Origin of the sequence: Clostridium sp. BSD9I1, assembly GCF_900185645.1 — a bacterium.
Lineage (GTDB): Bacteria > Bacillota > Clostridia > Clostridiales > Clostridiaceae > Clostridium_AK.
The window spans coordinates 31,614-45,381 of record NZ_FYAM01000006.1 but is presented as its reverse complement, the minus strand read 5'-3'; the positions used below and the strand labels follow the sequence as shown (position 1 = coordinate 45,381).

At 31.2% G+C, this 13,768-nt stretch carries 9 protein-coding genes and 1 pseudogene; 7 read left to right on the top strand and 3 right to left on the bottom strand.

What is annotated here, in order from left to right; all coding sequences use genetic code 11:
* The first annotated feature begins 60 nt into the window (after window positions 1-60).
* Complete coding sequence (locus tag BSD9I1_RS03205; RefSeq protein WP_186429107.1) at window positions 61-2,046, top strand: fructose-1,6-bisphosphatase; 1,986 nt, start codon at window positions 61-63, stop codon at window positions 2,044-2,046.
* A gap of 113 nt (window positions 2,047-2,159) precedes the next feature.
* Here BSD9I1_RS03205 and BSD9I1_RS03200 read toward each other — a convergent pair whose 3' ends face one another.
* Complete coding sequence (locus BSD9I1_RS03200) at window positions 2,160-3,599, bottom strand: MATE family efflux transporter (protein WP_186429106.1); 1,440 nt, start codon at window positions 3,597-3,599, stop codon at window positions 2,160-2,162.
* 172 nt (window positions 3,600-3,771) lie between these two features.
* Window positions 3,772-4,677, bottom strand: a pseudogene (locus BSD9I1_RS03195) (M14 family metallocarboxypeptidase); the annotation flags it as partial.
* Window positions 4,678-5,032: 355 nt separating this feature from the next.
* Between BSD9I1_RS03195 and BSD9I1_RS03190 the strand changes: the two are divergent.
* From BSD9I1_RS03190 to BSD9I1_RS03170, 5 genes are all read left to right on the top strand, one after another.
* Window positions 5,033-5,923 carry a GDSL-type esterase/lipase family protein gene (locus tag BSD9I1_RS03190; protein WP_186429104.1) on the top strand — a complete coding sequence of 297 codons (891 nt, stop codon included), beginning with the start codon at window positions 5,033-5,035 and terminating at the stop codon, window positions 5,921-5,923.
* Between the two features lie 37 nt (window positions 5,924-5,960).
* Entirely contained in the window at window positions 5,961-6,455 is a 495-nt protein-coding gene (locus BSD9I1_RS03185) for a DUF4358 domain-containing protein (RefSeq protein ID WP_242966396.1), read from the top strand.
* Between the two features lie 30 nt (window positions 6,456-6,485).
* Window positions 6,486-7,892, top strand: coding sequence for an MBOAT family protein (locus tag BSD9I1_RS03180; protein WP_186429103.1), 1,407 nt, complete (start codon window positions 6,486-6,488; stop codon window positions 7,890-7,892).
* A gap of 3 nt (window positions 7,893-7,895) precedes the next feature.
* On the top strand, window positions 7,896-9,041 hold the full coding sequence (locus BSD9I1_RS03175; protein ID WP_373419337.1) for a DHHW family protein: 1,146 nt from the start codon (window positions 7,896-7,898) through the stop codon (window positions 9,039-9,041).
* A 137-nt stretch (window positions 9,042-9,178) separates the two neighbouring features.
* Complete coding sequence (locus BSD9I1_RS03170) at window positions 9,179-9,343, top strand: hypothetical protein (RefSeq protein ID WP_186429101.1); 165 nt, start codon at window positions 9,179-9,181, stop codon at window positions 9,341-9,343.
* A gap of 138 nt (window positions 9,344-9,481) precedes the next feature.
* On the opposite strand, the gene BSD9I1_RS03165 is transcribed toward BSD9I1_RS03170, so the two are convergent.
* Window positions 9,482-9,886, bottom strand: a complete 405-nt coding sequence (locus BSD9I1_RS03165; RefSeq protein ID WP_186429100.1) for an Rrf2 family transcriptional regulator — start codon at window positions 9,884-9,886, stop codon at window positions 9,482-9,484.
* A gap of 404 nt (window positions 9,887-10,290) precedes the next feature.
* On the opposite strand from BSD9I1_RS03165, the gene BSD9I1_RS03160 reads away from it, so the two are divergent.
* Window positions 10,291-13,353, top strand: coding sequence for a vitamin B12-dependent ribonucleotide reductase (locus BSD9I1_RS03160; RefSeq protein WP_186429369.1), 3,063 nt, complete (start codon window positions 10,291-10,293; stop codon window positions 13,351-13,353).
* Window positions 13,354-13,768 lie beyond the last annotated feature (415 nt).

Below are 13,768 nucleotides of genomic sequence, written 5' to 3'. Positions count from 1 at the left end.
TTGCTATATAATATATTATATGGTTTAAATTAAAACTATTGAAAATGAGGGATGGAGAAAATGACCTTATATGATGAAAACAACATCAATATCATAAAAAACGATTTAAGATATTTGAAGTTACTAAGTACAAAATATCCTACTATATCTTTAGCTAGTAGTGAAATAATTAACCTTCAATCTATATTAAATCTTCCTAAGGGTACAGAGCATTTTATTAGCGATATACACGGCGAATATGAATCCTTTACCCATATGCTTAAAAACGCTTCTGGAGTTATTAAGCGAAAGCTTGATGAAATATTCGGAACATCCTTAATGGAAAGAGAAAAGGCAGCTCTTGCTACTTTAATATATTATCCTGAAGAAAAAATGGAGCTTCTTAAAAGAACAGAACAAGATTTAGAAGAATGGTACAAGATTACTTTATACAGGCTTATTCAAGTTTGTAAATCAGTATCCTCAAAGTATACAAGATCCAAAGTTAGAAAAGCTCTACCTGAGGATTTTTCATATATAATCGAAGAACTTTTAAATGAACAAATTGATAGGATTAATAGACAAGAATATTATACAGGCATAATAGATACCATAATAGACATTGGCTGTGCTAGTGAATTCGTGGTTGCTTTATCTAAAGTTATTCAAAGACTTGTAGTAGATAGACTTCATATTATTGGTGATATATACGATAGAGGTCCTGGTGCTGAAATAATAATGGATGCTTTAATGAATCATCATTCTATAGATATCCAATGGGGAAATCATGACATTATTTGGATGGGAGCAGCTTCAGGCTCTAGAACTTGTGCTGCTAATGCCCTTAGGGTAAGTTTAAGATATGCAAACCTTAGCAGTATTGAAGATGGTTATGGCATAAATCTACTACCTCTTGCTACTTTTGCTTTAGAAATTTACGGCAATGATCCTTGTAAATATTTTATTCCAAAAACATTAACCAAGAAACTTCCAGAAAATGAAGTGTCTCTTTTAGCTAAAATGCATAAAGCAATAGCAGTTATTCAGTTTAAGCTAGAAGGCCAAAAGGTTAAAAGACATCCTGAATTTGAAATGGATTATATGCTGCTTCTAGATAAGATGAATTTAGAAAATAAGACCGTAACTGTCGATGGAAAAACTTATCCACTAAGGGATACTAATTTCCCTACATTATTTAAAGATGATCCATACAAACTAACTGCCGAAGAAGAAGAGTTAATAAACAAACTTACTCACTCCTTTGTTAATAGTGAGAAGCTTCAAAGGCATATAAGGTTTTTATATAGTAAGGGCAGCCTATATCTTGTATATAACTCAAATATATTATTTCATGGATGTATTCCCCTTGATGAAAATGGAGACTTTAAAACTGTTAACTTTGAAGGGAAAAGTTACAGCGGTAAATCTCTTCTAGATATGTTTGATCGTTATGCAAGAGAGGCATATTTTTATAAGAAAGATAAGAATGTTAAAAACTATGCCATGGATATAATGTGGTATCTTTGGTGCGGACAACATTCCCCACTATTTGGTAAAAACAGAATAACTACCTTTGAAAGATACTTTATTGAAGATAAATTAACTCATATAGAAGAAAAGAACACTTACTATAAGTTAATAAATGATGAAGAGTTAAGTAATAGAATCTTTGAAGAATTCCATTTAGATAAAGATTGCTCTCACATTATAAATGGACATATCCCTGTAAAAACAATACGAGGTGAAAGTCCAATAAAAGCAAATGGTAAGCTTTTAGTTATTGATGGAGGCTTTTGTAAGGCTTATCAACCTGAAACAGGGATTGCAGGGTATACTTTAATATATAATTCCTATGGGTTCCTTCTTACTTCTCACGAGCCCTTTGATTCTATTAGAAAAGCCATTGAAGAAGAAAAAGACATATTATCATCTACAATAATTGTCGAGCATGGCATGCAAAGAAAAAGAGTTGCAGATACTGATATAGGTAAGGAACTTACTGTTCGTATAAAAGATTTAGAAAAACTTTTAATGGCTTATAGAAAAGGACTTATTGATGAGATTTAAAAAGTGCCACCCACATGACAAGTGGCAAGTGCCTGTTATTATACTAAAAATAAAAGGAATTTTGCTTTAGCAAAATTCCTTTTATTTTTAGTACGTAGAATGTAACACAATTCCTATTCGAACTGTTTCTTAATTTCAATCTTATTTTCTAAACCTTCATCTTGTACTTCTTCATCAATTAATTGTTGTTTTTTATTCCTTTCTTCCTTTTTGATATCCTTGTTTAAGGCTTTTATATCCCTATATAGTAAAACGCCTGTAAGTATTGCAGAAAGTAAATCTGCTATAGGTGCACTTGCCCATACTCCATCCAACTTAAATATTGGTGGTATTATGAGTAATATAGGTATAAGTATAAGCACCTGTCTAGATAAACTTAAAATTATTGATATCTTTGCTTTTCCAACAGCTTGAAAATAATTAGAACTTACTACTTGAAATCCTATTATAGGTAAAAATATCATGTCTATTCTTATTCCTCTAGACCCTATTGCTATAAGCTCTGCATCATTTTTATTAAAGAGTCCTATAAGTTGTCTTGGGAAAGCCTGTATTACTATGAATCCTACTATAGATATAAAAACTGCTGCCATAATTGCAAGTTTTAAAGCTTTCTTTACTCTAGCATAATTTTTAGCTCCATAGTTATAACCTATTATAGGCTGAACACCTTGATTTATACCAAATATAGGCATAAAAAACAACATTATTATACTGTTTATTATTCCCATTGATGCTACAGCTAAATTCCCCCCATAAGTTAAAAGACTATTATTGTAAATTGTTGTAACTACACTTGCTGCAATTTGCATTGCAAATGGTGACATTCCTATAGCAAGTATGTGCTTTATGGTTTCAAGTCTTAACTTAAAGTTTTCTTTATGGAACTTTAATGTACTTCTACCACTTATAAAGTGTGCAAGTACCCAAATTGAAGAAATCCCTTGTGAGATTATAGTAGCAATAGCTGCTCCTTGAACTCCCATATCAAATATAAATATAAATATAGGGTCAAGTATTGTATTTATAATAGCTCCTATTAGCATAGTGGCCATAGCAATACGTGGACTACCTTCTGAACGTATTATATTATTCATACCAAAGCCTATATTTTGAAGCAATGCCCCTCCAATAATAAATTTCATATAATCTCTTGCATATGTAAGAGTTTCGGCACTTGCACCAAATATAATTAATAATTTATCTAAAAATAATAATCCAAAAATTGTGAACACCAAAGATAATATTATATTTAATACTAACGCATTTCCAAGTATTTTTTCTGCTGAATCTTTATCTTTCTCTCCAAGCTTTATAGAAATCATAGCAGAGGAACCTATTCCAACAAGCATTCCAAATGCCATATTTATAATTGATAATGGGAATCCTGCAGCAAGTCCCGAAAGTGCTAAAGAACCTACCCCTCTTCCTATAAATATTCTATCTACCATATTATAAAGTCCATTTACTAACATACCGATAATTGCAGGCAAGGAAAATTTAAATAAGAGCTTACCTATACTCTCTTCACCTAGTTGTTTTGAACGATCCATAACATTTCTCTCCCCTTTTCAAACTTAGACACATAGTATACTATTATATAATAAATTAAACTTTTTATCAAACTTTAATCTTGAAATACTACTTATTAGACATAATATAGGAAGTCTCTCAACGTATTGAGAGACTGTGATTAGTATATATTAATAATTTTCATTAGCAATTTTACAGCATTCCTGCTAATATAAGCATTTCTTCATTATCTTCATATATTTGGTGAAATTGTGTTAATGGCAGAGGATTTTTCCCCCATCCTACTTCAATAGTATATCCTGGCCTTTTAAACTTATCTATAAACCAATCTTTATAACCCGCATAGGAAGCAATACCTGTTACTTCTCCTAATTTATATCCACTTACCTCTGTAAAAATTTCTCCTATTGATCTTGCTATTGGCGGGGTTGAATCTCCATATTGCCAATATATTTCCTTACCTTGGCTATGATAGGCCATTACAAGCTTAAAATCTTCTTTCCGTGTAAAATCTGCTAAAGCCTTCGTTTCTGGTTCAGACTCAGGATATTCTCCAGAATAACGGGTAGGCCCTGGTCCTACTATACAATGCTCCTTTTCTGCTTTTTTAGAAAGATCAAACGAAGCATCATAATTATGATTTAAATCCACTCCTCTTGCATTGGCCTGCCATACTCTTGAGAAATCTGAGCCTCCATCATTCCACCTTAAAAGCTCACTATAATAAGGATGACTTTTTTTAAGACCATTTATAACTAGCTCTACCCCATCAGGATTTACCATAGGAACTATATATATGGTAGATTTTTTTAATAACTGTCTTATATCATATCCTCTTATTCGCTTTCCATTTTTATAAGCCTTACAAATATTTTCTGTAAATTTCATAAGCAACAAAGACGTTACCCATTCAAGTGCATGATGGGCTCCATTATAAAGTACTTTATTAGATCCATCACCAAGTTTAATGTAATATAAGTTTCTTCCACATACACTTACTCCTATTTTCCCTACTGTTATAAATGGGAACTTCATTTTTAAATAGCTTATATCTCTTTCTAATAGATCATATGAATACTTTTTCTTTATACTTACTATATGATTTTTAGATATTATTTTCCATCCACTCCCCATAAATTTTTCCTTTTTTATCGCTCCATTATCAGTTTATTTTGATATTATAAAATATATGAAAGAAAAACTAAGAAATCTAATGATAAAGCTTTGCAAACCCTTTACATATTAATATTATTTTATTATATTAATTAATAGCGATACTTTTTTGTAACCACTTTGTATATTAATTATACTATAATATAAAAGGTGCATTTAATATAAAACATCTCAATTAGATTTGAGATGTACTGTTTTGTAATAAATTTAAAAATTATGTAACTTATTCAAATATGCAAGGTAAATAACTTAAAATAAATTGTACTGGAGGTACTTACCCTTGAAGAGAAGAAAAAAGAAATTTAATCTTAAAAGATTTGCAATGTCACTTACCGTAATTGCATTATTATCTGGTGTTTTAACTGTATCCATAAAAAATTTTATAAATAAGGATACTCAAGCCTATACAGCTGTTAAAGAAGAAACTAAAAAAGAGGTAAAAGATGGGAAGGAAAATGTACAAGCTCCTTCTTCTAATGAGGATAATAAAGATACCTCATTAGATAAAAACGGACAAACTTCTTCCAATGGTGTAGCAACTGGAACTTCAGTTACTACAAATGCAAATTCTTCTACTAATAATTCTTCTAATAATACAAATACTACAACTAGTAATTCAGCTTCATCTAATAAAGAAGTTAATAAGGCCTATTTTAATACTTCCATGTTTTTAGGAGATTCAATTACAGAAGGAATGTGGTATTATGGAGCACTAGATACAGCTCACGTTATTGCAAAAAAGGGACTTTCAGTATTTCACGCTACAAATGAAGTAACAAAGCTTACTGCTTCAAATCCTAAAGATATATATATTTTACTTGGTAATAATGATTTAGTGGACAAGAACCTTACTCCTGAAAGATTTACAACTCAATATGGAGTTTTAATAGATTCTATAAAAAGTAAAGTTCCAAATACTAAAATACATGTGCTTTCTATTTTACCTGTTACACAAGCTGCTGAACAAAAAAATTCAGCTTTTGCAAATTCTCGTATTAATACATTTAATTCTGCACTAGCAAACCTTGCTTCTCAAAAGGGGGCTGACTATATAAATGCTAGATCAGTAGTTGATAGTAATCCAAGTTTACACGAACAAGACGGAATACATTACAAGGCCAGTTTTTATAATGTGCTCCTAGATTATATAAGACAACATGCATTAAGCTAATATAACTAATTAAACTTTACAAAGGAGAAGGATAAAAATGATAAGAAATTCAAGAAAATCTAAGGTAACTTTATTATCCCTACTATTACTACTTGTATTTGCTGTAGGAAGCCTTTATGGTTGTTCTTCTAAAAAGACTGCTAAAAATCCATCTGTAGACGAGATACTAGCAAAGGTAAAAGGTGCTACTGATATTTCCCAAATGCCAGAAATAGATGGCGAAAAATTAAAGATGTTATATGATATAGATGCTGCTGACTTAGAAGGTTTTAAAGTTTATATAGCTCCTTCTAATATAAAGGCTGATGAACTTGCCATAATTAAAGTTAAAGATGAAAAAAAGGTAACTGAAATAAAAGATAAAGTAGCTAAAAGAGTAGAAAATCAAAGCGCTAGCTTTAAAGATTATCTTCCTGAGGAATACTCCTTAATACAAAATCATGTATTAAAAACTCAAGGAAACTACGTATTTTTAACTATTTCAAAAGATGCTGAAAAAATTGAAGCTGCTTTTAATGAAGCTTTCAAATAACTTAAACTAATGTTTTAGGAGGAGACTATTTTGGTTTTTAGTAGTTTATTATTTATATTTGTATTTTTACCAATAACACTTTTATCTTACTATTTAGTGCCAAAGTCTCTGAAGAACTTAGTAATACTTATATCAAGTCTTATATTTTATGCTTGGGGAGAGCCCATTTATATTTTTCTAATGATGTTCTCCACAACTTTCAATTACATAATTGGGTTAATAATAAACAAATATAAAACATGCAAGAGAATTTCTCTTGCAGTTTTTATATTGTCTGTAGTTGTAAATTTATCCATACTAGGCTTCTTTAAGTATTATGGTTTCTTCATTGATAATTTAAACGCACTGTTGGGTCTTAGTATAGAAGCAAAAAAATTAGCATTGCCATTAGGAATTTCTTTTTATACTTTCCAAACTATGTCCTATGTAATTGATGTATATTGGGGCAAAACTCCTGTGCAAAGAAATATTATATCCTTTGGAACTTACATAACTATGTTCCCTCAGCTTGTTGCAGGTCCTATAGTTAAATATGATGACGTTGAAGAACAACTTAAAAATAGACGTGTCACCTTAGCTAAGTTTGGTTCTGGAGCTGAAATGTTTATCATTGGCCTTTCAAAAAAAGTTCTTTTAGCTAATAATATAGGAATACTTTGGAGGGCTATAAAGGATACTCCTGCTGGTGAACTTCCTGTCCTATCAGCTTGGCTTGGAATACTAGGATTTACGTTTCAAATATACTATGATTTTAGTGGATATTCAGATATGGCTATAGGTCTTGGTAAAATGTTTGGTTTCGAACTTATGAAAAACTTTGATTACCCTTATATTTCAAGAAGTATTACTGAGTTTTGGAGAAGATGGCACATATCCTTAGGTTCTTGGTTTAGAGAATATGTATACATACCTCTTGGTGGAAATAGGGTAAGCGCTATAAAAAGATATAGAAATTTATTTGTAGTTTGGTTTTTAACGGGATTTTGGCATGGAGCCAACTGGAATTTTATACTTTGGGGATTATACTTTGGAGTTATTTTAGCCTTAGAAAAGGCATTTATTTTAAAATGGCTCGAAAATAAGCCTAAAATAATAGCACATACATATGCTTTTCTTCTTATAGTATTTGGATGGATATTGTTCGAATTTGAAAATATGAGTTTAGGATTAGAATTCATTAAGACATTATTTGGTTTTGGAAGTCGTACTTTTATGGATACCACTACCCTTTACTATATTTCAAATAATGCCATATTATTTATATTACTTATACTTTGCGCAACCCCATTACCATGGAAACTTATGCAAAAGTTAAAAGGAAAAGTTAAATTTATTGGAGCTATAATTATTCCTCTTATTTATCTTTTACTTATATTTATTTGTACTTCATATTTAGTAAATGCAAGTTATAATCCATTTCTATACTTTAAATTTTAGGAGGTGATACTTTTGAAAAAATACAAGAATGTATATAAATGCGTACTGGGAGCCTTTGTGTTCTTATATATAGTTGTTATATTGGCAAGTAATATAGTAACAGCAGATAAAAACTTCTCTGATTCTGAAAATAGAACTCTTCAGCAAAAACCTAAGTTTTCTATGGATCGTCTGATAGAAGGAAAATATACCTCCAACTATGAAAAATATATTTCTGACCAATTTGTAGGAAGAGATTTCTGGATAGGCGTAAAGTCTGCTACAGAAAAACTTCTAGGAAAAACAGAAAATAATGATGTGTACTTAGGAAAAGACGGGTACCTATTTCAAAAATTTGAAAAACCAAATATTAAAAACTTAGAAAATAAATTGAATACAATAAATAACTTTGCTTCAAATAACAAAAATACTCATGTATACTTTATGCTTGCACCAAACTCTACAAAGATACTTGAGGATAGACTTCCTTCTTATGCTTCTCCTGCTGACCAAAGAGATTACATAAATCAAGTTAATCACGGATTAGGTAAAGATATAAAATTTGTGGATGTATTTGATACTATGAATTCCAATAAAGACAAGTATATCTATTACAAAACAGATCATCACTGGACAACAGAAGGTGCCTTTTATGCTTATGAAGATTTAGGTGAATATATGGGCTATTCCCCTCTAAAAAAAGAAGACTTTAAGATTACAAAGGTTAGTGATGAGTTCTATGGAACCTTGTATTCAAGAAGTGGATTTAGAAATATAAAGCCTGATACCATAGAAGTTTATACTCCTAAAGAAGAAACTCATTATAAAGTTTGGTACTCTGATGAAAAAAAAGAACGTGACTCTTTCTTACACCTTGAAAATGCTAATAAAAAAGATAAATATACTGTGTTCTTTAATAGTAATCATCCACTTGTAAAAATAGAAACTGGAATTAATAATCATAAAAGGCTTTTAGTTATAAAGGATTCCTACGCTAATAGTCTAGTACCATTTTTAACAAATCACTATAGTGAAATATATATGGTTGATCCCAGATACTATACAGATAGCATAACAGACCTTGCAAAGGCTAACTCTGTAGATGACATACTTTTATTATATAATGTAAATACCTTTTCTGAGGATGCTTCTATAAACACTATAAGATAAGAGTGGCACCCACATGACAAGTGGCAAGTGATAAAGTCACTTGCCACTTGTCATGTGGGTGCCACTAATGATATAATAGTAATTGGAATTATTTCCTATATGACCTTATATATTAATAAGTTACAAGAGGTGTAATTATGTCTGAAAAAATTATTACCGAAATTAAGGACAAAGCTAGGAGAACTAATGCAGATATTGCTTTTGTGGCAGTAGTGGCTGGAATAATTCTTCAACCTCTATGGGAATACTCTTGGATACTTGCTATAACAGGAACTCTTTTTATAAAAGATAACAACCTATAAATAAAAGGGACTTAAAAATTTAAGTCCCTTTTATTTATAGGTAAGGTAATGTTTCAATTCCTGCATTCATAGCAAATACAGGCGTAATATTTGCTATGTGAAAATGCCATGCTGAAATATCTATAAAATGTATGTCAATTACTTTTTTAACTCCTCTAAAGTAATCTTTTCTAGTTCACTAGAAAGAATCTTTTGTACTTTTTCGAGACCTTTATGAATTGTACAAAATGAACGTCTATTTGCATTACATACTCCATCTTTTATTAGACATCTATTTATAGCTATGGGACCTTCCACAGCTTCTATAATATCTCTTACATTTATATCCTTACTTCTTTTAGCAAGCGCATATCCTCCATTTACCCCCCTATAGGATTTAACCAACTCTGCATGTATAAGCTTTCTTAAAAGTTTTAATAAGAATCTTAATGGAATGCATCCTCTTTCTGCTATTGTTTTAGCGTCAAGTTTAGCCTCTTCTCCTTCTTCTGATAAAATCAGTAATGCTCTTACTGCATAATCTGCTTCCTGAGTAATATTCATATATATCCACCCTTACTTTAAATTTCATACTTATTTAGTTGATTTTATATTATTATCTATTATTTTAATTGTCAATATATTATCAATGTAATTAGTAAATAATAATGAACATCAGTTATTATCTATTATTCATTTATTATTATTTACTATGTAATTATTATTATATGCAAATTTGAATTTGTATATAAATTGATGATTTTGATTGTTTTTCCTATATTACTAGTATTAAACTAAAAATTTGTATTAAAACTAGATGTTGTGTATATGATTATAATGTACTACAATATATATTGTTTGCACATTATATTTGTAAGATAATTACAAGCAATTTTGCTTGTTAATCCTATTGTATACTAAAACAGTCTTAATTAAAAGGGGGAATTTATATGCCGTTTTTAAAAGAAATTAATTCTTTAAAACACATAGTAAAAAGATATTATACAAAAGCTCTGGAAAGTAGTGAAAACTTAACTGTTTATGATTTATTTAATTGGAAAAAAGTAGATGTATTTTTAAAAGATCATAAAACTTCAAAAGTACTAGTGGATATGAAGGATTTAGAATTTCCTGAACATTATTCTCAAAATGCCTGTGATATTATTGCTTCTAAGTATTTTAGAAAAGCTGGAGTTCCAAACGAGTGTGGTTATGAAAACAGTATGAAAATGGTAGCTCATAGAATGGTGAATTTTTGGACAGAAGCTTTAATAAATGAAGGCCTTTTAAAAACTGAAGAGGAAAAATCTATATTTTATGATGAAATGGTATATGGTTTACTTAATCAGATGTATGCCCCAAATTCTCCTCAATGGTTCAATACAGGGCTTTCTCATTCCTATAATATAAAAGGTAGTAAACAAGGTACTTATTATTATGATGAAACCCTTGGAAAAATAGTTGAAAGTGAAGATAATTACACGAGAACTCAAGCTTCAGCTTGTTTTATACTTTCTGTAGAGGATAAACTTTTAGGACCTCATTCTATTTCAGAACAATATGTAACAGAAACTAAACTATTTAAGGGTGGTTCTGGTACTGGTAGCAATTTTTCAAGCATTAGAGCTAGAGGTGAACATCTTTCTGGTGGCGGAGTATCTTCAGGTCTTATGAGCTTTTTAAAAGGTCTTGATCGTAATGCAGGTGCCATAAAATCTGGTGGTACAACAAGACGTGCTGCTAAAATGGTATGCCTTGATATAGATCATCCTGAAATAATGGATTTTATAACTTGGAAAGCCCATGAAGAAGAAAAGGTTAAAGCTCTAGGAAAAATGGGTTATGATATGGATATGGACGGCGAGGCTTACGAAACTGTCTCAGGACAAAATAGCAATAACTCTGTGAGATTTTCTAATGAATTTATGAGCAAAGTAGAAAACTTACATAAAGATCCTGAAGCAATTATCGATCTTAAGGGACGAGTTGATAAAAAGCTAGATAAAAATGTTAAAGTTAAAGCTCTATGGGATGCATTTAATAACTCCGCATGGGCTTGTGCAGACCCTGCTCCTCAGTTTTTAGATACCTTTAACGCTTGGCATACTTGTCCTGCTGGAGAAGATGGAGTTTATGGGGCCCACTATAATAAAATAAATTCAACTAATCCTTGCGGGGAATATGCTTTTTTAGATGATACATCTTGTAATTTGGCATCAATAAATCTTTACAAATTTTATGATGACCAAAAGAAAAATATAGATTTAGAAGGATATGTTCATATTATAGGACTTACTCAACTTATACTTGAAGCTTCAATACACTGGGGGCAGTTCCCTACAGAAGACATAGCAAGAAAAACATATATATTTAGAACCACAGGGCTTGGAGTAAGCAATCTTGCATCACTTCTTATGGTGATGGGATACCCATATGATTCTGAAGAAGGAAGAACACTTGCCGCGTCCCTAACAGGAATACTTACAGGCCATTCCTATTTTGTATCATCTTTAATGGCTAAGGAAATCGGAACCTTTGATAAATATGACATAAATAAATCATATATGCTTAAGGTTATAAGAAATCACTCAAGGGTTGCTGGCGCTATTAATACTGATGGTACAGATATTGATTTAGATTGTGAGGATTTAAAATATAACCCTATTAAAATCAATCATGATATACTTTCAAAGGAATGTTTGAAAAATGTAAGTTTGCTACTTAAGGAGTGTTGGACTAATGCCCTTAAAAATGGTGAACAGTATGGTTATAGAAACGCACAGGTATCTGTAATTGCACCTACAGGAACTATTTCTTTTGCCATGGATTCTGGAGCGACTTCAATTGAACCATTCTTTAGCCATATTGTTTATAAAAAGCTTGTTGGTGGCGGAATGATGACAGTTATAAATCCTGTTATAAAAACTTCACTTAAGAACTTAGGCTATAATGAAGTTCAAATTGGAGATATAATGGATTATATACTTAGAAAAGAACATGATAAAGTAATAGATGGCAAAATCGAAGGTGCTCCTCATTTGAAAGATGAACACTTAGCCATATTTGATACTGCAAATCGCTGTGGTAGTGGTGAAAGATATATAAATCCTATGGGTCATGTGAAAATGGTTGCTGCGCTTACCCCACTTATATCTGGAGCTATCTCGAAAACAGTTAATCTTCCAAAAACTGCTACAGTGGAAGATTTTAAACAAGTTGTTTTAACTTCTTGGAAACTTGGAATTAAGGGTATTACTCTTTATAGAGATGGCTCTAAGGCAAGTCAGCCTTTAAATACAAGTTTAAATTCTGATACAGAAGTAAAACTTGAATCTTTAACCTATAATGCATTACTTGAAAAAGCAAGGGAACTTCAAAAGGGTGTTAAAGGACCAAGACGTGACAAAGCAGCAGGTATTAGACGCGGCACTACTCACCCTGCTCAAATAAATGACGTTAAGATATATACTACAGTTAATAGACGTGAAAATGGAGAAATATCTGAAATATATATAACTACAGATAGAGAAGGAACTATAATTACTGGACTTTTAAATTCACTTTCTAAGTCAATCTCAGTAATGCTTCAATACCATGTACCACCTCAGGACATTGCAAGAATGCTTAGAGGCCAAAAATACGAACCATATGGCTTTGTTCAAAAGCATCCTTATATTAAATATGTATCCTCTATATCTGATCTTATAAGTAAGATTATAGATATAGAACTTGATGATTATTCAAGGTGTCAGGTAAGACCTGAAAGCTACGACTCAAACACGAATAAGACAAATATAATTTCAACTGAGGATATTATTGAAGATCAAAAAACTACCGATTGCCCCGAAATAACAGCCATATCTTCTTCATCATCAACATTGGAAGCAAGCTTTACAACTTTTGGGGGTGAAAAAGTAGATGGAGAAAGAGTTTACGGCTCTACCTGCCCTCATTGTTCTAGCACAAGAATGGTTAGAAATGGAACCTGCATGGTTTGCTTAGACTGTGGCTCCACTACTGGATGCAGCTAAAAAGGATATTACGACGTTTTTAATGCTAAATCTTCCGTATGGGTTCTGCATTTAAGAAAGCGTTCACTGCGCAAAGAAGCTCTAATATCTCTCAATTTAAATCACCTAAATTTTCTAAACTCGCTGCCGCTCAGACAGTAGAAAGTTCTTTACGGTGTTTTGAATTGAGAGATAAAGAGCTTCTAATTGCTTGTTCAATGCTTTCTACAATGCAGAACCCATACTAAATTTAACATTAAAAATGTCTTCATCCACACTGCTGAATGAGGGAATTTCGATTTGACGAAATTCCTTTGAATTGACACTTAGCAAAGGGCTGGTAAGCCCAAAGACCGACAGGTCGGAAATTATTAATCATCCTATTTTTTTATTAAGAACCTTTTATCATACTCTCATATCTTTAACTTGTAAATTA